Source organism: Streptomyces saintjeani, from assembly GCF_055409605.1.
This window is the reverse complement of sequence record NZ_CP189624.1, coordinates 218,830-241,904: the sequence shown is the minus strand read 5'-3', so window position 1 is coordinate 241,904 and position 23,075 is coordinate 218,830. Positions and strand designations below refer to the sequence as shown.

The following is a 23,075-nucleotide window of genomic DNA, read 5'->3' as shown; positions in this document are numbered from 1 at the left end:
CGTGGGCGGAGCCGGACTCGTCGGCAATGGGACACGAGCACGCGGCCGGAACGGCGCTGGTGGCCGTGGCCTCGTTCGCGACCTGTGCGGTGCTCTGGCGCCGGCACGGCGTGCGGGTGCTGCCGGGCGCCGCCGTCCTGTTCGCCGCCGCCTTCGCTCTCCTGACAGCGACGTCGACGCGGCCCGCCGAGGCCGCTCTTTGACCCGCCGCGAGGCGGAATTTTGCGAAGGGTTTAATTCCGGTAACCGTCCCCTCCATAGCGCTCCGGAATTTCCGCGAAGATTCTTTTATGGCGGATCAAGAGCAGGCCAGGTCGCCACGATATCTATGGGACGACGAACTCGCAGCTCACACCCGGTGCCCGCCGATCGTGCAGAGATCGAGAATCCACGTAACGCGCAGTATTGCGGAAGCCCGGGAGCCTCGCTACGCTGAGCCCGCTCCATCGCGAACGGCGTCGAATTATTCCGCACGCGGTCGGAGAGTGAAGCGGGAGGGGCCGCTATGACCACGCGGGGTGAATTAGATCAGCTTCCCGCTTTTTCTCGGGTGCGGGATTTTCGATTACTCTGGACGGCCGGTGCGATAGACGGCCTGGGCACGCACGCATCTGTCCTGGTTCTCCCCCTGACATTATTAGGGGCAGGCTATCCGTCGAGCCTCGTGGGATTACTCGCCACCACGGCGACGGCGAGCGGACTGGCCGTCTCCCCGTTCGCGGGGGTACTCGCGGACAGATGGCCCCGCAAACCCATGATGATCGGTTCCTCACTCGTGGCAGCCGCCGCCATGGGAACGGTGTTCGCCGCGGTGGCGGGGGACAGGATCGTCTTCACCCACCTGCTGGCCGCCGCCGTCGTGGAACAGACGGCGAGCGCGTGCTACCTGGCCGCCGCCCACGGCACGGTCCGCAGGCTCGTCCCGCCGGCCGACTACCCGCGCGCGATCGGCAGCCTCCAGGCACGTGACCAGGCCACCCAGATCGTCGGCCCCGCCGTCGGCGGCGTCCTGTACCAGATGGCCAGATGGGTGCCGTTCCTCGCCGACGCCCTCTCCTTCCTCCTCTCCGCCGCCCTCGTCAGGGCCGTACGCGCCGAACTGTCGCCCGAACGGGACGGTCCGGGCGCCTCGTTCCGCTCCGAGCTGGCCCAGGGCATCCGCTTCGTGTGGACCGACGGATTCCTGCGCTTCGTCCTGCTGTGGACCGCGGGACTCAACGCCGTACTCGGCGCCCTCTACTACCACGCCGTCTTCAGCGCGCAGAGCCGCGGCGCCAGTGCCTCGTCGATCGGCCTGATCCTCACCTTCTCCGGCGTCGGCGGGCTCGTCGGCGCGCTCGGCGCACCCTGGCTGGTGCGGCTGCTGCCCCGCGCGCTGGTCGTCGCGGCAGCCTCGTGGATCATGGTGCCGGCCGCCGTGGGGCTCGCGTTCACCACCACGACCTGGGGCTACGGGCTGCTGCTCGGCGCCGTCTCGCTGACCGCGCCGTCCGTCGTCATCGTCCTGCACGCGCGCGCCGTCCTCGTGGTGCCCGACACCCTCCAAGCCCGCGTCGGCACCGTGCTGGGCACGGCCGGTGAGGGCCTGGCGGCCTGCGCGCCGCTGGCGGCCGGGATCCTGGTGTCCGCGTACGGCGGCCGGACGACGGGGCTCGGCTGCGCGGGCGCCCTCGGCCTGCTGGCGCTCTACGCGACCTTCGGCGCCACCCACCTGCGCGCCGACGACCCCAGGCCGGACGCGGAGCGGAAACGCGAGCCCGCACCCGAGGGACGCCCACGGTGACCGGGCGGGACTACGGCGTGTACCGGCCCCTGCTGCCCGCGGTCTGCCCGGCCGACCCCGACCGGATGGCCTACGCGGGCGACGCCGACGGCCGCTGCGAGATCTTCGCCTGGGACCGGGCCACCGGCGTCCACCGCCAGGTGACCGACCGCCCGCACGGCACCCTGCTGTGCACCATCGACGCGCAGGCGGCCGTGTGGTGGTTCGACGAGGACCACCGGGGCCACGGACACTGGCGGGTCCAGGACTTCGACGGCGGACCGCACCTCCCGGCGTTCCCGAACGCGGCCCCCGGCCGGCCGCGCGGCCTGGCCATGACCGACCGGGGCCTGGTGGCCGCCGGGCTGGAGGACCCCGAAGGACTCCGCGTCCACCTGGGCCGACGCGGCGGCCCCGACACCGTCGTCCTGCGGACCGACCGGCACGCACGGCTGTGCGACCTGGCCCCGCACGGCGACCTGCTGGCGCTCGCCGGCCCCGCCCACTCCCCGCACGCGATCACCCTCCTCACCCCCGACGGCACCACGGCCGACACCCTCCCAGGAACCGCCGGCCGCATCTGGGCCCTCGGCTTCCACCCCGCCTGCGCCGACCCCCTGCTGCTGGTCATGCGGGAGCAGGACGGCCGCTACCGCCTCGGCACCTGGCGGCCGTCGCACGGCGTCCGCCTGTATCCCTGGTGCTCGTTCGACACCGAGACCACGGCACGCTGGTACCCGGACGACGGCCGCATCCTGCTGCGCCAGAACCGCCACGGCCGCAGCCGCCTGTTCACCGCCGACCCGCTGCGGCGCACCGTCACCGCACTGCCCGTCCCCGCCGGCAGCGTTCTCGACGCCGCCCCGCGCGGCGGCGGAGACGTCCACTACCTCTGGACCGACGCGGTCACCCCGCCGCGCACCCTGTCGCTGTCGGGGACCCGCATGCCGGGCCGCGACGACTGGCGGGTCCCCGCCCACGGCCGGCACCGGGACCTGTGGACCCCGGGACCCGACGGCCCCGTACACACCCTGCTCTCCCTCCCCACCGACCGGCCCCGCCCCTGGCCGCTGGTGTTCCTGCTCCACGGCGGCCCGGCCGACCACGACCGCGACGCCTACGACCCCATGGTCCAGTCGCTCACCGCGTCCGGTTTCGCCGCGGCCCGGGTCAACTACCGGGGTTCCACGGGGTACGGCCCGGCCTGGCGCACCGCCTACCCGGAAGGCGTCGGCCACACGCAGGTGGCCGACCTGGTACGGGTCCGCGCGGACCTCCTGCGCCGCGGCGTCAGCCGCGCGGGGGCGGTCGGCCTGTGCGGCACCTCCTGGGGCGGCTACCTCGTCCTCCTCGCCCTCGGCACCCACCCGCGGCTGTGGAACGCCGGGGTCGCCGTCAAACCGGTGGCCGACTGCGCGACGTCCTTCCGCCACTCCACCCCGGCCCTCCAGGCCCTGGACACCGCCCTGTTCGGCGGCACCCCCGACCAGGTCCCCGAGCGCTACGCCCACGCGTCGCCCACCACCTGGGCGGGCGCGGTCCGCTCGCCCCTGCTCATCGTCGCCGCGCGGGGCGACGCCAAATGCCCGCCCGAGCAGATCGAGGTGTACCTCGCCGCACTGCGCGCCGGCGCGGTCCGCCACGACCTGCTCTGGCTGGATTCGGGGCACGACGGCTACGACGGCGCCGAACACGTGGCCGTCATGGAACGGTCCCTGCGCTTCCTCGGCCGGAGTCTGGCGGGCACCCGAGCCCGCGACGCACCGGCCCCAGACGTCCCGGCTCCGCAGTGAGCCGGGGTGAACAGCACCACGACCCAGCCCGATCCGATCGACAGAGAGGGGGTGCGCCATGCAGAAGGACGTATTCCACGACGACCCGCTTGAGGACGCCGACGAGAACCGTGCGGTCGGAGTCGGCATAAGGATCCGATTCCGCAATGCCGACGAGCAGGAGCACCAGGAGCAGTAGCAGTACCGGGGGTCGGCCCGGACATCCACAGCGAGCCGACCCCCGCCCGGCCGAACGATCCCGACCCATGAAAAGAGGCAAGCCGTGCGCGTACTCCTGGTGAACATGCCCTGGGCGCCGATCGATCTCCCGTCGCTGGCCCTCGGAATCCTCAAACGCAGCGTCGACGAACACGTTCCCGGCGGCCGGGCCGAGATCATGCACGCCAACATCGATTTCGTGGACTGGGTGACGGAGCGCACCGATTTCTCTCTCGGGGACTACGGTTACTACTCCCTCGCCTCCTATTTCCTCGGCTGCGGCGACTGGGTCTTCTCCTCGGCCCTGTACGACGACCCGCAGTGGCGGGTCGCCGAATTCACCGAGGCCATGCACGACCGGCTGTCCGGCGAACGGATGGCGATGACGAGGGAACTGCACACGGCCGCGCCCGAATTCGTCCGGCACATCGCCGAACGCGTCGCCGCACTCGAACCCGATGTCGTCGGATTCACCTCCACCTTCCAGCAGAACACCGCCGCACTGGCCGCCGCCCAGCACGTCAAGAGGCTGGACCCGCGGATCGTGACCGTCATGGGAGGCGCCAACTGCGACGGCAAACAGGGCGAGGCCGTGCACCGCAACTTCCCGTTCGTCGACCACGTCGTGCGCGGTGAGGGCGAGGCGTCCTTCCCCGCCCTGCTCAGGGCCCTGGAGGGGGACGGGGACCTCGCCGCCGTCCCCGGGCTGTGCCGGCGCGACACGGACGGCGGGTCCACGACGAACGCCATGAGCACCGTGCCGCTGCCGCCCGACGCGATCCTGTCACCCGACTACACCGGCTACTTCGAACGGCTCTCGGCCTCCGCCGCCCGGTCCTGGGTCGAACCGAAACTCGTCGTCGAGGGCGCCCGGGGATGCTGGTGGGGGGAGAAGCACCACTGCACGTTCTGCGGTCTGAACGGCTCGTTCATGCAGTTCAGGAGCAAGAACCCGAGCGCGTTCCTCGACGAGATCGTCGAACTCGCCCGCCGGCACCGGATCCTGGACATGTACGTCGTCGACAACATCCTCGACATGGGATACATCTCCTCGCTCCTGCCGAGGATCATCGAGAGCGGCCTCGACCTGAGGATGCACTACGAGATCAAGTCGAACATGCGCAGAGGCCAGTTGCAGACCCTGGCCGACGCCGGACTGATCTACGTCCAGCCGGGCATCGAGAGCCTCAGCAGCAGGGTCCTCGGCCTGATGGACAAGGGCGTCACCGGCTGCCAGAACGTACGCATGATGCGCGACGGCGCCGCCGTAGGGCTGTCGGTGGTCTGGAACTACCTGCACGGCTTCCCGGGCGAGGCCACCGAGGACTACGACGACGTGACGGTCCAGCTGCCGGCCCTGGAGCACCTCCAGCCGCCGGTCGACGAATCCGCCAGGATCGCCATCGAACGCTTCAGCCCCTACTTCAACAACCCCGCACTCGGCTTCTCGGACCTGCGGCCGGCCGAGCCGTACCACCTCACCTACGACCTGCCGGAAGCCGAGATGTTCGACCTCGCCTACGTGTTCGCCGTACCGCCGCGCGGCGTCGACGAGGCCGTCGTGGGACGGCTCAACGCGGCGATCAGGCAGTGGAAACAGTCGTACCCCGGCAGCCGTCTCACCTCCTGCGACCTCGGCGACCGGATCGTCCTCGTCAGCACCCGGCGCGCCTTCGCGTGGCACGTGCGGGAACTGACCGAACCCGTCGAGGTCTCCCTCTTCCGCCTGCTCGACCAGCCCCACTCCGTGGCCGCAGCCGTACGCAAACTCCGTACGGAGCACGGCGACGCGGCCGGTGACCGCGAGCTGGGCGAGATCCTCCGGCGCTGGCGGGAGCTGGGGCTGACCTTCGAGAACGGCGGCCACGTCGTGCAGGTGGCGGTGCCCGCGGTCAACGAGGAACTGCTGAGGATGCATCCCCTGCGCCGGCCCACCGTCCAGGAGCCGGTGCCGGCACCCGCCTGAGCCCCCTCCGCAGCAGCCGAAGCAGGAGACAGGAGAGAAGACGATGACCGCGCTGCCCGCTCCCACCCGGCCCCACGCGTTCACGGTGACGGCCTGGCGAGACCACGACGAGACCGTGAACGAACTCCCGGGCATGCGCCTGGACCCTCAGCACATCGACGGCCCGGGAGGCGACGCGGCCCGGCGGCTCTTCGAGGCCGGGGCCCGCCGCGTCGCCCTGCCCCGCCTCGTGGACCTCACCGACGAGACCGACGCCGCCTGGACCGTACGCGCGCTGAGCTTCGTCGGAGACCTCACCAGCCTGGCAATCGCGGTCGACTGGCAGGTGCGCCCCGGACCCGGTCCCGACACCTGGATCCCACTGAGCCACCTCCACCCGCCGACCTCGATCCTGGGCGTGCCGGACCAGGAGGGGGCGCTCCGGCACTGGCGCGACAGCTACTACATCTGCAAGTGCGTCTACCGGCAGGGACCCGGATTCGTCCAGGTCCGCGACCGACGCCACGGTGAACTGCGCCGGTTCACCATCGACGAGCCCGAGTACCGGGCGGCGATCGGCCTGCTCACCGACGGGGCTCCCGCGTCCCGCGTACCCGGCCCGGTCCTGGACGACTTCCTCCAGGAGGAACTGGCCGCGAGAATCGGGGAGTTCGTCTGGTGGATGCCGTACCGCGTGCGGCGGTGGTCGCAGGCTCCGAGGGTGCTCTAGCGGTTCGACGGGGGCCTGCGCTCGTACGCCGCCTCAGGCGCGGGGCCGAGCGTCCAGGAACCGGTGGAGGGATGCCGCCATGCTCTCCACGAACGCGTCACGGGTCCGGTCGGGGACCAGGTCCAGGGACAGGTACGGGTTGAGGTCCTCCAGCTCCACGAGGAGCAGCTCGCCTTCCCGGGTGCGGCAGGCGTCCACGCGCTGGATGCCGTGGCCGAGGGTGTTCCAGTCGATGAAGCGCCGGGCGAAGGCCAGGTCGGCGTCGGTGGGCTCGTAGGGCTCAAGAACCCAGCGCTGCTCGGGATCGGGGGCATGAAGGGCGTACTGGAAGGCGTCGTCGACGTAGTAGAAGGACACCTCGTAGCGGAAGTCGATACGCGGCTGGACCAGGACGTCGCCGTAGGCCAGGTCGCTCAGCTGCTTTCGGGGCACGAAGGCCAGGCCGATGGAGTCCGCGCCCGCTTTCGGCTTGACCGCGTACTGGCCGGCCTCGGGCAGCAGGTGCAGGTCCTCGGGCCGGTCGACGGTGGGGATGACCGGGTGTCCGGCGGCGGTCAGGTCCAGCAGGTACTGCTTGCCGGCCATGTCGCCCCGGCCGGACAGCGGGTTGTAGACCCGGACGCCACGGGCCACGGCCTGCTCCCGGAAGGCGTCGTACTCCTTCTGGTAGTGCAGCACGGGCCCGCTGTTGCGGACCACGACCGCGTCGAAGGCGTCCATCAGCGCGGCGGCGTCCAGCGGGTGGCACAGGGCGATGTCGAAGCCGTCACGCAGCCGGGAGGCCAGGAAGATGTCCTCGTCGCAGTAGCGTCGCCCCCGGGCCTGGTAGGCGAGGTCGGTCACGTACAGAACGCTGCGGCGCTCGGGCATCATGCATCTCCTCGGACGGTGCTTCGAACCTGCCTACCTCGCGGAACACGGCCTGGCGCGGAACTCGCTCAGTCGTGCGGTCCGGCGCCGTGCAGGAGGGTGTCGATGACGAGTGTGGCCAGTGCGTCCGGGTCCTGCTCCGCGCCGGGCCTGTCGATGGCCTCGCTGAGGAGGGCGTAGTACACCTGCCGCGTCCACTCCAGGTCGGCGCCCGGGGCCAGCAGCCCCTCGTGCTGCGCCCGGGTCAGGAGAGAGACGGTGTGGGTGTCGATCTCTTCCCAGAGGGCGGCGGCGGTTTCGGTGTGAGCCGTGGCGTGGCTGAGCGTGAAGCGCCAGGTGCTCTTGACCCGCAGCACGTTCGCGGTCACCCGGTGCAGGGCGACGAGGGCGGGCGCCGCGTCCGGCCGGGCCTCCTCGATGGCGTCGATGAGCTGCTGTTTCGCGGATACGGCGAGCGCCTCCAGGAGTGCCTGCCTGTTCGCGAACCGCCGGTGCACCGTGATCCTGGTCAGCCCCGCGGCCTCGGCGATCTGCTCCATCGAAGCGCCCGCGTCCTGGGCGAGGACGTGCTCGGCCGCCTCCAGAATCGCGCGCACACTGCGCTCGGCATCTGCCCGCAGTGCTCGGCCCATGTCGGTCTCCTGTCTCGTCGGCTCACGCGCTTGTCCCTCTGTAGATGATACGTGAACGCTACGAGTTTCCCCTTAATTGATGCATCGATGTTGCTTCTTTTGGATTAACTGATACGTTGATGAAACCGATCGGGGGTCGCCCCCGGTCCCGGAACCAGGAGTCCAAGATGACGACAACACGGCCCGTAGCCCTCGTGACAGGCGCGTCCTCCGGCATCGGAAGGGCAGCAGCCCTCGCGCTGGCCGAGGCAGGTCACGAGGTGATCGGCACCAGCCGCGACACCGCGCGCGTCACCCCGCTCAAGGGCGTGACCTTCCTCGGCCTCGACGTCACCAGCGACGCGTCGGTGACCGCCGCGGTCGGCGAGGTGATCGACCGGTTCGGGCGCATCGACGTCCTGGTCAACAACGCGGGCATCGGCGCGGCGGGCGCCGCCGAGGAGAGCTCCGCCGGGCAGGCGCAGGGCCTGTTCGACATCAACGTCCTCGGCGTCATCCGGATGACGAACGCCGTCCTGCCCCACATGCGCGCCCAGCGCGGCGGACGCGTCATCAACATCTCGTCCATCGTCGGGTTCATGCCGCAGCCCTACATGGCCGTCTACGCCGCTTCGAAGCACGCCGTCGAGGGCTACTCCGAGTCCGTCGACCACGAGGTCCGCGAGTACGGCGTACGGGTCCTGCTGGTCGAACCCGCCTGGACCAGCACCGCGTTCGATGCCGCCAGCGTCCGCCCCGACCAGCCCCTGGACGTCTACGCCCGCCAGCGGCACGTCTTCGAGGAGTACATGGCCCAGGCCGTCAAGGACGGCGACGACCCCGCCGTCGTCGCCAAGGAGATCCTCGCGGCGGCGACCGACGCCAGGCCCAGGCTGCGCTACACCGCCGGCGCCATCACCGGACGCGTCCGCACCATGCGCCGCTTGGTCCCCTCCCGCATGTTCGACCAGCAGCTGCGCAAGCTCAACCGCCTGCCCGCCGCCTGACGTTCGGCCCCCGCCCCCGACAACAACGACAGGAAAGCGAAGCTCTCCATGAGCACCTATCTGGCGGACGCCGCCGAGGACCTCACCGTCGACGGTCCCTCCGCGACCTTCACCTACCGGCGCCTCGGCCCGGCCGGCGACACCCCGCTGGTCCTTCTGAACCGGGTCCGGGGAACCCTCGACTGGTGGGACCCGGAACTCCTGGACCACCTGGCCGCCGAGCGCGACGTGATCGTGTTCGACAACGTCGGCACCGGCTACACCACCGGCACCCCGCGCGACTCGGTCGAAGGGATGGCCGACGGCGCCGTCGAGTTCGTCGAGGCGCTCGGCCTCGCCCAAGTCGACCTGCTCGGCTGGACGTTGGGCGGCACCGTCGCCCAGCACATCGCCCGCACCCGGCCCGACCTCGTGCGCAGGCTGGTCGTGGCAGCCGCCAACCCCGGCGGCACGGTGCCCGGCGCACCCGAGCCCGACCCGAAGGTGCGGGCCACCATGACCAGACCCGAGGTCACGGGGGACGACCTGGTGTTCCTGTTCTTCCCGGAGACGGACACCGGACGCACCGCCGGTCACGCCCACCTCGCCAGGGTGGCCACACGGCTGGCCACCGGGCTCCCCGAGGTGTCCGAGGCGGCGGCCACGGGCCAGTTCACCGCGATCGCGAAGGACGGGGCGATCCCCTTCGAGCAGGTGCGCGCGGACCTGGCGAGCATCCACCAGCCCGTCCTGTACGCGACCGGGATGCGGGACGTGATGATCACCCCTCTGGCCTCCTACACCGCCGTACGGCACCTGCCCCACGCCACCCTCGTCGCCTACAGCGACGCCGGACACGCCTTCCTCTTCCAGCACGCCGAGGACTTCGCCGCCCAGGTGACGGCCTTCCTCGCCGGCTGACCACTGAACGAAGCCCGGCACCACGGGAGTCGGCACGCTTCCCCGGACAAGGAGCCCCTCGCGGAGTCGACCGGCGATCAGGTACGCCGCGAGGTCAGGCCGCTGGAGTTGTTCTTCGACCTGGTCCACGTCTTCGCGATCGACCAGGAGCACTTCCGCCGCGTGCCGGTCCGGTTCGCCGCCGCCGCACCCCTGTGGCTGACCGGCGCGGCGGCCGATGGCGGCGCACGGCCGGCGTGGTGGGCCGCGGCACTCACGATCGAGCTGGCGGACACCCGCTGGAGCACGGACGCCTGTTCGTGATCATCGCGCTGGGCGAGACGGCCATGACCACCGGCACCGCGCTCACCACGGCCCCGGCGTACCTGTCGGCCGTCGCCGTCGCCGTCGCCCCGGCCGTGTCCGAAGAGCGCCGGTCGGCGCGGGTGGTGCGGTCCGGGGGCGGGGCGCCATGACCGAGGCCGGCGTACTGGTCTGTGACGACCAGGAGTTGATGCGGGTCGGACTGCGCATGGTGGTGGACGGCCAGCCGGATCTCCCGGTCGTCGGCGAGGCCGGGAACGGCGAGGCGGCCGTGGCACAGGCACTCACGCTACGCCCCGACCTCGTCGTCATGGGGTGCGGCTGCGCTCCTGGACGACGAGGTCGGCCACCGCGCGACTGCGCGCCGCCCTGCCCGACACGCGCGTGCTCGTCCTCGCCGGGTGCGACCGGCCGGGATTCCAGGCCCGGTTGCCGCGACTCGGAAAGGCCATCGCCGAGATCGGCATCGACGAGATCGAGCGCGACCTGGGCCACTACGCCGGCCTCGTCATCGACCGCCTGGTCATCAGCCACGCGCACCCCGGCCACTACCAGGGCGCGGCCCGCTTCGGCGTCCCCGTACACGCGCTGCCGGAGACCACCGCGGCACTTATCGCCAGCGCCTACCTGTTCGGCCCCAAAGGCTGAACCGCCGTTGACTGGTGACGGCGTGTGGGTCGTACCTTGGCCAGGAGGGAACTGGGCGTAGGGCGGTAGCCGCCGAAGCCGCTCTCCGATAACGTACCGACCAGACGGTACGACTGGGTGTGCCCCGCGCGCCGTCGTGTGCTCGATGAACACGTCATCTGCCACAGGACGGCGAACCCCTCATGACGCAGAACACGGACCGCGACAGCCTGGCCCTCGCGCGCCAGACCTGGAGAACGCTCGAGCCCTATCACGGGGCCGTCTACTTCTCACCCGAATCCGCAGGCCGGTACGCCGAGTTGGGCGTGGACGCCAGGACGGGGTACTTCGCGTCCCGCTCCGCCGCGCTCGGCGCCGCTCCGGCGGATCTGGTCATCGCCACGTTCTACAACTTCAATCCCCGACTGGTGCGCCGAGCCATACCCACGGCATGGGAAGCCGCCACGCCGCAGCAGTTCGCCGCCGCCCGGCTCGCCGGGATCGACGCCACGCTCCGCCGCATCCTCGGCACGGACGTCTCCTCACCGACGCTGGCCCGCGCGGCGGAACTGGCCCGTACCGCTGCCGAGGCGACCGTGAGCCATCCACAAGGCCGCCCCCTCTTCGCCGCGCACGCCGCACTGCCGTGGCCGGACGCACCCCACCTCGTGCTCTGGCACGCGCAGACTCTGCTGCGGGAGTTCCGCGGCGACGGCCACGTGGCGGCACTGCTGGCTGCCGGACTGAGCGGGATCGAGGCCCTCGTCACGCACGCCGCCACAGGCGACATCAGCGTGGCGGCGCTGCGCGACTCGCGGGCATGGACGCCGGAGCAGTGGGAACAGGCCGTGCAGGGTCTGCGTGAGCGTGGCTGGCTCGACGACGGACCCGACCTGGCCCTGACCGAGGACGGTACGCGGCGCAGGGCGGAGATCGAGCACACCACCGACAGGCTGGCGGCCCTCCCCTACACCACGCTCGGCCCTGCCGCCTGCGCCGAACTCCGTTCACTGGTGAGGCCGTTCAGCCTCGCGGTGGCCAAGGACCTCATGCCGTGGGCGGTCGACCGCCTCAGCCTCGGCGAAGAGAGCGCGTGAGAGAAGAGAGCGAGGCCGGAATTCTCGACGGCGGGCCCTCCCGATGCCGGACGGCCTGCCCCCTGGGCGCAACCGACCCTGAAACCCCAGCTGAGCACACAACGCCGATTCACCGAGGCGTACCCCGGACAGGCGAACTCCCCGTCATCGAGGGCGCGGGGCTCCTGACGGTACCGGCCTTTCCGCCGTGGTCGATGTCGCGAACAGCTCTCTCGTCCAAGCGGTTCAGCATGTGATCGAGACCGGTGACACGGCACTGCGGCCCGGTCGGCCCGCTTGTGCCGAGCGGCCTCACGTCGTTCTCGTCGGCGGTCCCGGACAGGGAAAGTCGGCCCTCGCCCCGACCCTCTACTCCGCCTTCTCGGTGAGGGTCTCGAGGTGCCGGCCGACCAGGCGGAGCACATCGAGGCTGGACTCGCTGTCTCGGTCGACGAGCCAGGTCAGGGCGACCCCGTCAAGGACGGAGCACATGTAGCGGGCCAGGACGGGCAGGGGGACGGTCCACCGGATACCGGCGCTCTCGGCCGCTTCCGCGAGCAGTTCCTGATGCACTTCCAGATAGTGGGTGTACTGCCGCTGAGCCAGTTCCTCGAACCCGGCCTGGCGCAACGCGTAGTGGGTGAGTTCGTACCCCACTTGCTGCTCGCCCGGACTGTTCTCCACGCCCTGCCAGAACGCGTTGAGGCTGTTGGTGATACGCGAGCCGAAATCGCCTTCCGACGCGAACACCTGCCGCGCCGTGGCCACACTGCTGTCCGTGAGGCGAGCGATGACCTCTTGCAGGAGTTCCTCGCGCGACTGGAAGCAGTAGTGGAAGACTCCCAACGGCATTTCCGCTTCATTGACGATCGCGCGTGTCGTGGCCTTCGCGACTCCGTCGCGGACCATCACGCGGACCGCCGCGGCGATCAGGTGCTCTCGTCGATCCTTCGCTGCCATGCGAGACATCCGGGCGCCGCTCCTCCGCGCTTGCTGGGAGACCTCATCCTAACTCGGCGTCTTGGACGAGTGACCAAATGGAAATGCGTACGTTTTCGCGAAGCGGCCGGAGTCGGTCCAGCCGCCGCCGAGAACGGTGGCGATGCCGGCGTTCGGCCGGCGTACGACGGACATGACGAAGTAGGCGGCCGGCCGGGGACGGAAGCGCCGGTAGAAGTCGAAGAGCCCGGGCCCGTAGAGGCCCGATCCGGCGCCGATCTCGGTGATGACGCGTTCGGAGGCGGTCTGCTCGATCGAGCCCGTACCCCCGCCGTTGACGAATTCCAGCGGGGCGACGGCTTCGACGGCGGCGATGGCCGCGGCGCGCCGGTCCGCCAGTTCCCGTGCGGAAAAGCGCTGCATGACGCGGATCGCGGCCCGCATGAGCGGTGACCCGGGCCGGTTGTCGCCGAGTCCGGCGATCTGGCCCTCGTAGGACATCAGCCCTGCCAGGTGGAATCCGGCCCGGTCCTGGACGGCCCGGGCAAGTGCCGCGGCTTGCCGCGGGGTGTGCACCGGGGAGCGGTACGGGCCGAGGTGGACCCGGCCGCCCGCCAGTTCCAGCGCGGCGTCCAGATCGATGCAGACGCGGATGTCGGGCCGGGAGGTGCCCACCACCGCGTCGACGAAGTCCAGCTGGCGGACGGAGTCGATCATGAGTGTGATGCGCGAGGCCGCGCGCTCGTCCGCCGCGAGCCGCTTCAGCGCGGCACGGTCCGTCGTCGGATACCCGATGACCACATCCGTGTGCTCTTCGGCGAGCCACAGGGCCTCGGGCAGGGTGAAGGCGAGGATTCCCCGGTATCCCGGCCGTCGGACGGCACGCCGGATCAGGTCCCGGCTGCGGACCGACTTGCTGGCGAGGCGGATGGTCGCCTGCCCCGCCGCCCGGTGCGCCAGATCCGCGGCGTTGCGGTCGAAGGCGTCGAGGTCCACCACGGCGAACGGCGGTTCCAGGTGCTCGGTGGCCCTGCTCAGCTGGGCCATCCGGACCTGGCTCGGGCCCGCGACGGCGGAGACCGCCTGCTTCACGTCGGGCGGGGAAGGCATGTGCGTACTCACATCCGCACCCTTTCTGGGAGGTTGCTGGTGACGGCCGGGTATCCGCTACTTCGCTGACGGGGCGGTCCGCCGGGCGGTGAGGAGCTTCTCCCTCTGGCGCATCCCCCTGGCCTCGGCGAGGGGGATGACACGGCGCATCAGCCTGGGGAACACGCCGGCGATCCGCTGGACGCGGCCGGCCAGCGGCGGGAACACCACCTCGACCGGTCTGGCGGTGACCGCGTCGACGACGGCCTCGGCGATCTGTTCCGGTGCGTAGGACTTCTCCGCGAAGGAGATGGCGCAGGAGGGATCGTCCATCTCCCGGTCGAGCATGCCCGTCCGGGTGGACGGCGGATGGACGATCGTGAAGTCCAGTGGCCCGTCGCGTTCCTCGATGGCGACGCTGTGGTGAAAGGCCCGAAGACCGTACTTGGTGCCGCAGTAGGTGGCGTATCCGGGCAGCGGCAGGAACGAGGTCATGCTGCATACGTTGATGATGTGACCGTGCCCCTGTGCGGTCATGCGCTCAAGGGCCGTGCAGACCCCGGTGATGGTGCCCAGCAGGTTGATCTCGACGATGTCGCGGTGCTGTCGCGGACTGAGGTCCCGCGCGTGTCCGGTATGGGTGATGCCGGCGTTGTTGACCAGCACGTCGACGACGCCGAAAGCGGCTTCCGCTCTCTCGAACGCGGCGCTCCAGCCTTCGGTGTTCCGGATGTCCAGCCCACAGGCGGCCGTCCGGGGCCCCAGGTCACGGGCGCGGGCCAGGACGGCCTCCTCGTCCACGTCGGTCAGCATGACGCGATGGCCGAGGGCGATCGCGCGCTCCGCGACGGCGGCCCCGATCCCGTTGGCCGCGCCGGTCACGAGAATGACCCGGCCCTTGTCGGATATGTGGCGCATGGCGACAGCTTCCTCTCGGTCGATCGTCCAGTTCGGGTGGGACCTGATCGTCATCGCGGCAGCCACAGCCGCACCATCTCGATCCGGCCGCCGCCCAGTTCGGCGGCCCGGACCGGGTCGTCCGTCGGCACGGTGGCGGCGAAGAGTGTCCGCCCGTCGTGTCCGGCCATCAGGCAGCCGAGGGTGTGCTGGCTCGTCGCGACCCGATCCAGGACGCGACCGCCCGGGGCGACGCGTACACATTCACCGCGCAGGGCGTTCGCGACCCAGATCGACTCGCCGTCGACGTCCCACGCGATGCCGTCCGGCGCGATCGGCGACGTGGAACGCTTCGCGATGGCGGGGTGGTCGAGGAGCGCCGAGATCTTACGGGTGACGCGTCCGGCCGGCCCCGGGTGGTTCACCAGCCGCCAGAGCAGCGGTGAGATCAGCGGAGCCCAGGGCTGCGGCTTTCCGAGAGTGCCGTCGGGGGCCCTGGGCAAGGCGGTGAGTCGCATGGCGAGGGTTTCGGCCACCACCAGGGCGCCGCCGTCGGCGGTCAGGAGGGTGCCGTTCGGGAAGAGCAGCGGCTCGGTCAGTCCGAGCAGGCTTCCGTCCGGGGCGAGGCACGCGATGGGGGTTCTTGGCGGGCCCGGCGGCGCGTAGAGCATGGAGTTCGGGTGCTCGCGTGAGAAGGCGTGGTAGTCGAAGCCGAAGTTGCCGACGTAGGCCCGGCCCTGCGGATCGACGAGCATGTCGTTGACCGGACCGCCGACGACGGTGCGCAGATCGGCGTGCTCGGCCAGCGAGCCGTCGGGCTCCCGCCGGTACACGCGCCCTCCGTCCATGGACACGACGAGCAGGCGGCCGTCGGGGAGCCAGCCGAGCCCGCCGGCCCGGCCGGGGACCTCGAGAACCGTTTCCGGCGCACCGGTCCCGCCCCAACGGTGCACCGTGCCGTGTGCGAGATCGGAGAACCAGAGGGCTCCCTCGTGCCAGCGCAGGGATTCGGGCACGCCCAGGCCGCTCAGCGCGACCTCCGCCGTCCATTTCATCCAACCGCTCCTTCGTGACGCGGATCGAAGAGAGTCGCAGCCGCCCCACGGTACTTGGACGCTCGTACAAGTCGCTTGACTTGTACGAGCGACCGTCTCATTCTGGGCGAAGAGAAGTCAACGTTCCAGTGGGAGTTTTCCGTGGCACAGACTCGACCCCTCATGACAGACAGCTCCTCGACGGGCGCACGTATCGCGGTGGACGATCCCGCCACCGGAGCGGTGGTCGGCCATGTCCTCGACGCGCCGGCGGCGGAGGTGGCTGAAGCGGTCGCGTGTGCCAGGCGGGCGCAACGGGCCTGGGCGGAGCTGGACGTGCGTTCGCGCGCGGAGTTCTTCGCGCGCGGCCGTCGCTGGCTGATGGCGCACCGGCAGGAGATCACGGACCGCATCGTCGAGGAGAACGGCAAGGCGCAGGAGGACGCGATCGTCGAGATCGTCTACTGCGCCGGCGCCTTCGCCCACTGGGCGAAGCAGGCCCGGAGCCTTCTCGCCAGGACGAAGGTCCGCTCCTTCTCACCGTTCGTTCTCGGTCGCAGCATGTACACGCGCCGGGTGCCGCTCGGGGTCGTCGGCGTCATCGGTCCGTGGAACAACCCGCTGCTCAACTCCTTCGGCGACGCCATCCCCGCGCTGGCCGCGGGCAACACGGTCGTCCTGAAGCCCTCCGAACACACACCGCTGACGGCGCTGCTCATGGAGCGGATGACGCGCGAGTGCGGCTGGCCCGAGGGCGTCTTCCAGGTCGTCACCGGCGCGGGAGCCACCGGCCGGGCGCTGGTGGACACCGCGGACTTCGTGATGTTCACCGGGTCGACGAGGACCGGCCGGCTGGTCGCGGCACGGGCGGGGGAGCGGCTCATCCCCTGCTCCCTCGAACTCGGGGGAAAGGACGCCCTGGTCGTCCTCGCGGACGCCTCCCTGGAACGGGCCGTGAACGTCACGATCCAGGGCGCCCTGTCCAACGGGGGGCAGATGTGCACCTCGGTGGAGCGGGTGTACGTCGAGGAGCCCGTGTACGACGCGTTCATCGATCTGCTGCGCGAACGGTTCCAGCAGGTCACCTCGGGCAGGCCGCAAGGTCTGGGCAGCACCGACGTGGGGGCTGTGACCTTCCCTCCGCAACTGACCGTCATGAAGGAACACGTCGACGACGCACTGGACAAGGGCGCCCGGGTACTCGTGGGAGGCCACCGTACCGACGGACCCGGCCGGTTCTTCGAGCCCACGTTGCTGGTCGACGTCGACCACACCATGAGGTGCATGCGGGAGGAGACCTTCGGTCCCACCCTGCCCGTGATGAAGGTCGCGAGCGCCGAGGAAGCCGTCCGGCTGGTCAACGACAGCTCGTACGGGCTACAGGCATCCGTCATCGGCTCGAACATGAAGCGGGCCCGGCAACTGGCGGAGCGGTTCGAGGTCGGCTGCGTCACCATCAACGACGCCCAGACCAACTACATGGCCCTCGGCCTGCCCATGGGCGGCTGGAAGGAGTCCGGCCTCGGTGTCCGCCACGGCGCCGAGGGGCTCAGGAAGTACACCAGGCTCCAGGCCGTCAGCACGAACCGGTTCCCCATGCGCCGTGACCTGCACATGATCCCGTACGAGCCTTCGGCCTACCGGTTCATCCTGCGCCTGGCGGACGTGATGTACGGCGCCGGTCCGCGCGGCCGTGCCAAGTAACCGCACCACCCCTGATCGGATCATCGGATTTCGAGAGGCCGGCCCCATGACCGTGACACCTGCCGCAGTCCCGCACGCGTCCGTCGGCGCCATGCCCGAGGGCGTCCATCTGCCGCTGCCCCAGCAGAACCTGAGCGTCGAGCAGGAGCGCGAGATCCGCAAGCGGGAACTCGCCGCCGCCTTCCGCCTGTTCGCCCGCTTCGGGTTCTCCGAGGGGGTGGCCGGGCACATCACGGCCCGTGACCCCGGGAACCCGTCGGCCTTCTGGGTCAATCCCTTCGGTATGTCGTTCAGCCAGATCCGGGTCTCGGACCTGATCCTCGTCGACCACGACGGCACGCTCCTGGAAGGCAAGAGCCCGGTCAACAACGCCGCGTTCTGCATCCATTCGGAGGTGCACCGGGCCCGGCCGGACGTGGTCGCCGCGGCGCACACCCATTCCCCGCACGGCAAGGCATTCTCCAGCCTCGGCATCCCCCTGGAGCCGATCACCCAGGACTCCTGTGCCTTCTTCGAGGACCACGGCATCTACTCCGACTACCGGGGCGTGGTGAACGACACCGAGGAAGGCCGGCGCATCGGCGTGGCACTGAGCGCGGGCAAGGCTGTCGTACTACAGAACCACGGGCTGCTGACGGTCGGGGAGTCCGTCGCCGAGGCGGCCTGGTACTTCATCACCATGGAACGGTCCTGCCAGGCCCAGCTCCTGGCCATGGCCGCCGGAGAGCCGAAGCTCATCGACGCCGAGACAGCGAGGACGGTCCGCGCGCAGATCTCCGGCGCCCTGCCGGTCTGGTTCCAGTTCCGTCCCCTGTGGGACCAGATCACCGCGGAACAGCCCGACCTGTTCGACTGAGGCGACGCCATGAGCGATGCGGCCGGCGCCCGCCCGAGTTCACAGAGGCGGACGTGGACCGCATCGGCACCGTCGGGCGACGACCACGACGCCGGGTCCGAGCAGTGACGGAACAGGAAACCGGTGCTGCTGCCGTCCCTCCGCCCAGGTGGCGGTGGTCAGCGGCATCAACGGCCGATCGCGTCCGTGGGCCTCGTGGGCAGCAGGGTGAAGCGGCGCCGGCTGCGGTGCGAACCGGATCCGAGTCAGGTCCTGTGCCGACAACTCAATGCGCAACACACCCAATTCCCCTTGTTCGCAAGCCTTTTGGTGAGAAGAGAAGACATCGCCGACGGGCTACGGACGCGCCGGGCTGAGTGCGCTCCGTCATGGCCGCACCACTGACACCACACCGTGAGGAGAACCCGTGTGAGGATCGGATCCGGACGCCGCACCGCGACTCTCGCGGCGGTCGCAGCCGTGAGCGCCTGCGCGCTCATCACGTCAGCGGGGAGCGCCTCCGCCGACGACATCGTCCCGATCGGCGTCGGCCACTGGGTCGGTCTCTACAACGACCCCAACACCACGGACGGCAAGATCGGGTGGCCGGATGTCCCTCCGGGCGGCTCGGTCTACGCCCGGTGCCGGACCGTCGGCCAGAGCATCGGCACTTACGGCAACACCTGGTACCGGGTGAACCAGGTCAACTACAACAACGGCAGCGGGCGGTACTGGACGGGCAACGCCCACGTCTTCGCCGGATACGCCGACGGCAATGCCCGCACCGTGGGCCGGGACCCCCTTATTCCTCGCTGCCCGTAAGCGGCATCCGCCCCGGCGGAGCGACTCCGCAGACGTCCACGGACATCCGCGAGGCGCTCGCGGATGTCCTCCGCCGCGTCAGGGCAGCGGGACGTACGCGCAGCCCGCCCAGGGGATCGGGGCCACCTGCTTCACGGGGCGGGCTGCGCGTTCACCACTTCGAACCGGGGCTCAGTCGCTCTCGCGGCTGAGGCGTGTGCTGATGCAGCCGCCCGTCCGCCGGACGACCTCGGCGACCCGCTCCAGCCGATGCGCGGGGCCGGCCACGGCGAACAGCGCCGCGACGGGGGTGTCGCCCGCGCAGTACAGCGGCGCGGCGACGCAGCGCGCTCCGGGCGCGAGGACACCTCGGTCCACGGCGAAGCCGCGCTCCCGGATGTCCCGTGCCTCCCGCGGCCAGGAGGCCGGTACCGGGCCGGGCGGGAGCCGGTGACCGGGGGTCGTCGCGGCGCACGCCTTCCCGGCGGCGGTGTACCAGGGCCGGGGAAAGCGGTCCGTCGGCGCGGGGAACGAGGCCCTCCCGCTCCCCGGAAACCATTCGATCAGGAGTGTCCGGTGCCGCCGCAGCACCGCGGTCCCCACGGCGGTGCCCGTCAACTCGGCCAGCCTGCGCGCGGGTTCGGCCGCTGCCGAACGCAACCCGGGATGCGGCTGCCAGTCCTGCCCGAGCTGGAACATCCGCCAGCCGACGCGGTATCCCCCCGCGTGGCGCTCGACGGCGCCCAGGGCGGCCAGCTGTTCCAGCAGACGGTGCGCCGTGGCCTTGGGCAGTCCGCTCTCGGACGACAGCCGGCTCAGCCCCGCTCCCTGCGCGCGTTCCACCGCCGCCAGCAGCGCGAAGGCTCCCTCCAGGACGCTCCGCCCGGCACCGCCCGTCGACGTACTCGCGCCGTACGAGATTCCGGTCATGATTCCCCCTGCTCCCCGAGTTCCCGCGCGCACGGCGGTGGTCGGACCTCCGGCGCATCGCCATGCTGGGGGACGAGAGTGGGGCGAGATGTTGTCGATAGGTTGTCGTGACCCGCCGTCGAGACCGTCCTGGTCCCCACTCGCGGGCGGACTTGGTGCACGGGGGAGAGATCGAGGGGGTCGATGCCTCAATTACGGTTGCTCGGACCTGTGGAACTGGCCGCGCAGGCAGGGACGGCCGAGATCGGACCGCCGCAACGGCGCGCCGTGCTCGCGGCGTTGGCCGTGGACGCCGGCCGGCCGGTGGCTCCCGATGTGGTGATCCGGCGGGTCTGGGGCCCGGACTCCCCGCAGGGGGCCCGGCGTTCGGTGTACGCGCACGTCGCCCGGCTCCGCACCGTGTGTGAGGGGACCGGCCGGATCAGGGTGACGCGCCGGTCCGGAGGGTACGTCCTGGAGGCCGACCGGGACCGGATCGACGTCCACAGGTTCCGTCGGCTGGTCGGCGACGCGCGCGGTGCCGGGCTGCCGGAAGGCGTACGGGCGCGGCTGCTGGGCGAGGCGCTCGGCCTGTGGCGGGGCGAGCCGCTGAGCGGGCTGGACGGTCCGTGGGTGGTGCAGACGCGCGAGGCGTGGCGGCGTGAGCACCTGGAGGCGACCGTCGCGTGGGCGCGGCTCCAGACGCTCGACGACCCCGCCGTGGCGATCGGCCCGCTGTCCGCGCTGCTCGACGAGCATCCGCTGACGGAGCCGCTGGCGGAGACGCTGATGCGGACGCTCTACGCGGCCGGCCGGGGTGCCGAGGCGCTGGAGTGCTACGCCGCCGTCCGGCGCCGGCTGTCCGAGGAACTGGGCACGGAGCCCGGCCCGGCGCTGCGTGCCGCCCACCAGGCGGTGCTGCGGGGGAGGGCGCCGGTACCGAGCGGCGCCAAGGCCACACCCCAGCGGGTGGTTCCCGCTCAACTGCCGGTCGCGGTGCGGGGGTTCACCGGGCGGACGGAGGAACTCGCGCGGCTGGACGCGTTCCTGACGACGGCGCCGTCGGCTCCCGTGGTGATCTCGGCGGTGTCCGGCACGGCGGGGGTGGGCAAGACGTCGCTGGCCGTGCACTGGGGGCACCGGGTGCGGAAGTCCTTCCCCGACGGGCAGTTGTACGTGAACCTGCGCGGGTTCGACCCGGGTGGCTCGTCGCGGGACCCGGCCGAGGCGCTGCGCGCTTTCCTGGACGCCCTGGAGGTGTCCCCCGCCAGGATCCCCACGGGTCTGGACGCACAGGCGGCCCTCTACCGGAGTCTGCTCGCCGACCGGCGGATGCTCGTCGTGCTGGACAACGCCCGGGACGCCGACCAGGTCAGACCGCTGCTGCCCGGGGCGCCCGGCTGTCTCGTCCTCGTCACCAGCCGTAACCGGCTCACCAGCCTGGCGGCCGTGGAGGGCGCCCACATGTTCGCGATCGACGTGCTCTCCCGCGCCGAGGCCGAGTCCATGCTGGCCGACCGGCTCGGCAGGCCGCGTACGGCGACCGATCCCGCCGCCGTCGCCGAGATCACGGCCCGGTGCGCCGGTCTGCCCCTGGCGCTGGCCGTGGTGTCGGCCCGGGCCGCCGACCGGCCGAACCTGCCGCTCGCCGTCCTCGCGGGCGAACTGCGCGACGGGAACAGCCGCCTCGACGCGCTCGACGGAGGCGATCACGCCACTCGCGTGCGGGCCGTCTTCTCCTGGTCCTACAAGGCCCTGAGCCCCGCCGCCGCCAGGCTGTTCCGGCTGCTCGGGCTGCATCCCGGGCCGGACATCTCCGCTCCGGCGGCGACGAGCCTGGCGGGTGAGCCCCCGGCGCGCACCCGCCTGCTGCTGGCCGAACTGACGACCGCCCATCTGCTGGCCGAGCCCGTCCCCGGCCGCTACTCCTTCCACGACCTGCTCCGCGCCTACGCCGGTGAGCTGGCCCGTGCCGAGGACGACGAGGACGGCCGGCGGCGGGCGGCGCACCGGATCCTCGACCACTACCTGCACACCGCGCTGAGGGCGCAGCGCCTGCTGGGCCCACCCGCCGACCGCATCGTGCCCGCCCCCGTCCGGCCCGGTGTCCGCCCCGAGGAACCGGCCGGCCGGGACGCCGCCATGACCTGGTTCACCGCCGACCACTCCGTGCTGTCCGCCGCTCTGCACCAGGCCGCCCGGGACGGCTTCGACACCCATGTCTGGCAGCTGGCCGCCGCGCTGAGCACGTACCACCAGCGCGCGGTCCTGTGGTCCGAGTGGGCCGCCGCCCACACCGTCGCGCTGGCCGCCGCCGAGCGTCTGGGCGACCGGGCGGCGCAGGCGTGCGCGCTGCGCAACATCGCGAACGCCCAGTCGTCGCTCGGACGTCAGGCGGACGCCCGAGCACGCCTCGACCGCGCCATGCGGCTGTACCGGGAGCTGGGCGACCCGGCGGGCGAGGCCCACACGCATCTGGCCCTCGGCAGGGTCTCGACCCGTCAGGACCGCCGCGCGGAGGCGCTCACCCACTCGCGGCGGGCGGTGGACCTCTTCGCCGTCGCGGGGGAACGGGGCTGGCAGGGCATGGCGCTCAACAACGTCGGCTGGGACCACACGATGCTCGGCCGCCACCGGCAGGCCGTCGACCTCGGCCGGCGGGCGCTCGCCCTGCTGGAGGGAGCCGGTCACCCCTCCGGCGAGGCCCACACCTGGGACACCCTCGGCTACGCCCACCACCATCTCGGCGAGTACGCGCAGGCGGCGGCCTGTTACGAGCGGGCCGCCCGGCTCTTCCACGAGCTGGGCGACCGCTACTTCGAGGCGGACATCCTCGCCCACCTCGGCGACACCCTCCACGCCGCCCGGGACACCGGCTCGACCCGGGACGCCTGGAGCCGGTCGCTGGCCCTCTTCGAGGAACTCGGGCACCCGGACGCCGCCGCGCTGCGCGACCGGCTCCAGCACCACCTGGGCAAGGATCCGGCCGTCGCCGCGCTCCCCGACCGCGACTGAACGAGGCAGGCACCGGCACGGGCCGCGTCC

General features: G+C 71.4%; 22 protein-coding genes. 15 read left to right on the top strand and 7 right to left on the bottom strand.

Annotated features, from left to right (window positions below):
- Positions 1-26 precede the first annotated feature (26 nt).
- The 5 genes from ACQCO7_RS01155 to ACQCO7_RS01135 all read left to right on the top strand — a co-directional run bounded on the left by ACQCO7_RS01155 (position 27) and on the right by ACQCO7_RS01135 (position 6,428).
- Positions 27-203: a hypothetical protein gene (locus ACQCO7_RS01155; RefSeq protein WP_464069961.1), complete on the top strand. Its 177-nt coding sequence runs from the start codon at positions 27-29 to the stop codon at positions 201-203.
- Positions 204-505: 302 nt separating this feature from the next.
- The gene (locus ACQCO7_RS01150) at positions 506-1,783 is read left to right on the top strand and encodes an MFS transporter (protein WP_464069960.1); all 1,278 of its coding nucleotides are present in this window, start codon (positions 506-508) and stop codon (positions 1,781-1,783) included.
- Positions 1,780-3,555 (top strand): alpha/beta hydrolase family protein, encoded by a 1,776-nt coding sequence (locus tag ACQCO7_RS01145; protein ID WP_464069959.1) that lies wholly within the window; start codon positions 1,780-1,782, stop codon positions 3,553-3,555. The genes ACQCO7_RS01150 and ACQCO7_RS01145 overlap by 4 nt, the downstream gene beginning before the upstream one ends.
- Positions 3,556-3,817: 262 nt before the next feature.
- Complete coding sequence (locus ACQCO7_RS01140; RefSeq protein ID WP_464069958.1) at positions 3,818-5,719, top strand: RiPP maturation radical SAM C-methyltransferase; 1,902 nt, start codon at positions 3,818-3,820, stop codon at positions 5,717-5,719.
- A 43-nt stretch (positions 5,720-5,762) separates the two neighbouring features.
- Positions 5,763-6,428: a DUF5825 family protein gene (locus tag ACQCO7_RS01135; RefSeq protein WP_464069957.1), complete on the top strand. Its 666-nt coding sequence runs from the start codon at positions 5,763-5,765 to the stop codon at positions 6,426-6,428.
- 33 nt (positions 6,429-6,461) lie between these two features.
- Here ACQCO7_RS01135 and ACQCO7_RS01130 read toward each other — a convergent pair whose 3' ends face one another.
- Together ACQCO7_RS01130 and ACQCO7_RS01125 are read right to left on the bottom strand one after the other, a co-directional pair.
- Complete coding sequence (locus ACQCO7_RS01130; protein ID WP_464069956.1) at positions 6,462-7,298, bottom strand: ATP-grasp domain-containing protein; 837 nt, start codon at positions 7,296-7,298, stop codon at positions 6,462-6,464.
- Between the two features lie 68 nt (positions 7,299-7,366).
- Entirely contained in the window at positions 7,367-7,930 is a 564-nt protein-coding gene (locus ACQCO7_RS01125) for a TetR/AcrR family transcriptional regulator (protein ID WP_464069955.1), read from the bottom strand.
- Between the two features lie 167 nt (positions 7,931-8,097).
- On the opposite strand from ACQCO7_RS01125, the gene ACQCO7_RS01120 reads away from it, so the two are divergent.
- The 6 genes from ACQCO7_RS01120 to ACQCO7_RS01095 all read left to right on the top strand — a co-directional run bounded on the left by ACQCO7_RS01120 (position 8,098) and on the right by ACQCO7_RS01095 (position 11,843).
- A complete protein-coding gene (locus ACQCO7_RS01120; protein WP_464069954.1) occupies positions 8,098-8,916 on the top strand; it encodes an oxidoreductase in 819 nt (272 codons plus the stop codon).
- Positions 8,917-8,964: 48 nt separating this feature from the next.
- Positions 8,965-9,816, top strand: a complete 852-nt coding sequence (locus ACQCO7_RS01115) for an alpha/beta fold hydrolase (RefSeq protein ID WP_464069953.1) — start codon at positions 8,965-8,967, stop codon at positions 9,814-9,816.
- 108 nt (positions 9,817-9,924) lie between these two features.
- Complete coding sequence (locus ACQCO7_RS01110; protein ID WP_464069952.1) at positions 9,925-10,119, top strand: hypothetical protein; 195 nt, start codon at positions 9,925-9,927, stop codon at positions 10,117-10,119.
- On the top strand, positions 10,116-10,271 hold the full coding sequence (locus tag ACQCO7_RS01105) for a hypothetical protein (RefSeq protein WP_464069951.1): 156 nt from the start codon (positions 10,116-10,118) through the stop codon (positions 10,269-10,271). Before ACQCO7_RS01110 ends, ACQCO7_RS01105 begins: the two co-directional genes overlap by 4 nt.
- A gap of 163 nt (positions 10,272-10,434) precedes the next feature.
- Positions 10,435-10,767 carry a hypothetical protein gene (locus ACQCO7_RS01100; protein WP_464069950.1) on the top strand — a complete coding sequence of 111 codons (333 nt, stop codon included), beginning with the start codon at positions 10,435-10,437 and terminating at the stop codon, positions 10,765-10,767.
- 182 nt (positions 10,768-10,949) lie between these two features.
- The gene (locus ACQCO7_RS01095) at positions 10,950-11,843 is read left to right on the top strand and encodes an SCO6745 family protein (RefSeq protein ID WP_464069949.1); all 894 of its coding nucleotides are present in this window, start codon (positions 10,950-10,952) and stop codon (positions 11,841-11,843) included.
- Between the two features lie 348 nt (positions 11,844-12,191).
- Here the strand turns inward: ACQCO7_RS01095 and ACQCO7_RS01090 are convergent, their stop codons facing one another.
- From ACQCO7_RS01090 to ACQCO7_RS01075, 4 genes are read right to left on the bottom strand one after another with little or no spacing between them, the layout of a single operon-like run.
- Positions 12,192-12,791, bottom strand: coding sequence for a TetR/AcrR family transcriptional regulator (locus ACQCO7_RS01090; protein WP_464069948.1), 600 nt, complete (start codon positions 12,789-12,791; stop codon positions 12,192-12,194).
- Positions 12,792-12,830: 39 nt separating this feature from the next.
- Positions 12,831-13,871: an alanine racemase gene (locus ACQCO7_RS01085; RefSeq protein ID WP_464069947.1), complete on the bottom strand. Its 1,041-nt coding sequence runs from the start codon at positions 13,869-13,871 to the stop codon at positions 12,831-12,833.
- A gap of 57 nt (positions 13,872-13,928) precedes the next feature.
- On the bottom strand, positions 13,929-14,768 hold the full coding sequence (locus ACQCO7_RS01080) for an SDR family NAD(P)-dependent oxidoreductase (RefSeq protein ID WP_464069946.1): 840 nt from the start codon (positions 14,766-14,768) through the stop codon (positions 13,929-13,931).
- A 50-nt stretch (positions 14,769-14,818) separates the two neighbouring features.
- Entirely contained in the window at positions 14,819-15,802 is a 984-nt protein-coding gene (locus ACQCO7_RS01075; RefSeq protein WP_464069945.1) for an SMP-30/gluconolactonase/LRE family protein, read from the bottom strand.
- A 162-nt stretch (positions 15,803-15,964) separates the two neighbouring features.
- Here ACQCO7_RS01075 and ACQCO7_RS01070 point away from each other — a divergent pair, with 162 nt between their 5' ends.
- The 3 genes from ACQCO7_RS01070 to ACQCO7_RS01060 all read left to right on the top strand — a co-directional run bounded on the left by ACQCO7_RS01070 (position 15,965) and on the right by ACQCO7_RS01060 (position 19,142).
- A complete protein-coding gene (locus tag ACQCO7_RS01070) occupies positions 15,965-17,485 on the top strand; it encodes an aldehyde dehydrogenase family protein (RefSeq protein ID WP_464069944.1) in 1,521 nt (506 codons plus the stop codon).
- 46 nt (positions 17,486-17,531) lie between these two features.
- On the top strand, positions 17,532-18,341 hold the full coding sequence (locus ACQCO7_RS01065) for a class II aldolase/adducin family protein (protein ID WP_464069943.1): 810 nt from the start codon (positions 17,532-17,534) through the stop codon (positions 18,339-18,341).
- 408 nt (positions 18,342-18,749) lie between these two features.
- Positions 18,750-19,142: a hypothetical protein gene (locus ACQCO7_RS01060; RefSeq protein WP_464069942.1), complete on the top strand. Its 393-nt coding sequence runs from the start codon at positions 18,750-18,752 to the stop codon at positions 19,140-19,142.
- A 171-nt stretch (positions 19,143-19,313) separates the two neighbouring features.
- Here the strand turns inward: ACQCO7_RS01060 and ACQCO7_RS01055 are convergent, their stop codons facing one another.
- Positions 19,314-20,051 (bottom strand): IclR family transcriptional regulator, encoded by a 738-nt coding sequence (locus tag ACQCO7_RS01055; RefSeq protein ID WP_464069941.1) that lies wholly within the window; start codon positions 20,049-20,051, stop codon positions 19,314-19,316.
- A 183-nt stretch (positions 20,052-20,234) separates the two neighbouring features.
- On the opposite strand from ACQCO7_RS01055, the gene ACQCO7_RS01050 reads away from it, so the two are divergent.
- On the top strand, positions 20,235-23,045 hold the full coding sequence (locus tag ACQCO7_RS01050) for an AfsR/SARP family transcriptional regulator (protein ID WP_464069940.1): 2,811 nt from the start codon (positions 20,235-20,237) through the stop codon (positions 23,043-23,045).
- Positions 23,046-23,075: the final 30 nt, after the last annotated feature.

Excerpts from the sequence above, each read along its gene's own strand:
- ACQCO7_RS01155 (WP_464069961.1), top strand. The coding sequence starts at position 27 with ATGGGACACGAGCACGCGGCCGGAACGGCGCTGGTGGCCGTGGCCTCG.
- ACQCO7_RS01150 (WP_464069960.1), top strand. The coding sequence starts at position 506 with ATGACCACGCGGGGTGAATTAGATCAGCTTCCCGCTTTTTCTCGGGTG.
- ACQCO7_RS01135 (WP_464069957.1), top strand. The coding sequence starts at position 5,763 with ATGACCGCGCTGCCCGCTCCCACCCGGCCCCACGCGTTCACGGTGACG.
- ACQCO7_RS01130 (WP_464069956.1), bottom strand. The coding sequence starts at position 7,298 with ATGCCCGAGCGCCGCAGCGTTCTGTACGTGACCGACCTCGCCTACCAG.
- ACQCO7_RS01125 (WP_464069955.1), bottom strand. The coding sequence starts at position 7,930 with ATGGGCCGAGCACTGCGGGCAGATGCCGAGCGCAGTGTGCGCGCGATT.
- ACQCO7_RS01120 (WP_464069954.1), top strand. The coding sequence starts at position 8,098 with ATGACGACAACACGGCCCGTAGCCCTCGTGACAGGCGCGTCCTCCGGC.
- ACQCO7_RS01115 (WP_464069953.1), top strand. The coding sequence starts at position 8,965 with ATGAGCACCTATCTGGCGGACGCCGCCGAGGACCTCACCGTCGACGGT.
- ACQCO7_RS01095 (WP_464069949.1), top strand. The coding sequence starts at position 10,950 with ATGACGCAGAACACGGACCGCGACAGCCTGGCCCTCGCGCGCCAGACC.
- ACQCO7_RS01090 (WP_464069948.1), bottom strand. The coding sequence starts at position 12,791 with ATGTCTCGCATGGCAGCGAAGGATCGACGAGAGCACCTGATCGCCGCG.
- ACQCO7_RS01085 (WP_464069947.1), bottom strand. The coding sequence starts at position 13,871 with ATGCCTTCCCCGCCCGACGTGAAGCAGGCGGTCTCCGCCGTCGCGGGC.
- ACQCO7_RS01080 (WP_464069946.1), bottom strand. The coding sequence starts at position 14,768 with ATGCGCCACATATCCGACAAGGGCCGGGTCATTCTCGTGACCGGCGCG.
- ACQCO7_RS01075 (WP_464069945.1), bottom strand. The coding sequence starts at position 15,802 with ATGAAATGGACGGCGGAGGTCGCGCTGAGCGGCCTGGGCGTGCCCGAA.
- ACQCO7_RS01070 (WP_464069944.1), top strand. The coding sequence starts at position 15,965 with ATGACAGACAGCTCCTCGACGGGCGCACGTATCGCGGTGGACGATCCC.
- ACQCO7_RS01065 (WP_464069943.1), top strand. The coding sequence starts at position 17,532 with ATGACCGTGACACCTGCCGCAGTCCCGCACGCGTCCGTCGGCGCCATG.
- ACQCO7_RS01055 (WP_464069941.1), bottom strand. The coding sequence starts at position 20,051 with ATGACCGGAATCTCGTACGGCGCGAGTACGTCGACGGGCGGTGCCGGG.
- ACQCO7_RS01050 (WP_464069940.1), top strand. The coding sequence starts at position 20,235 with ATGCCTCAATTACGGTTGCTCGGACCTGTGGAACTGGCCGCGCAGGCA.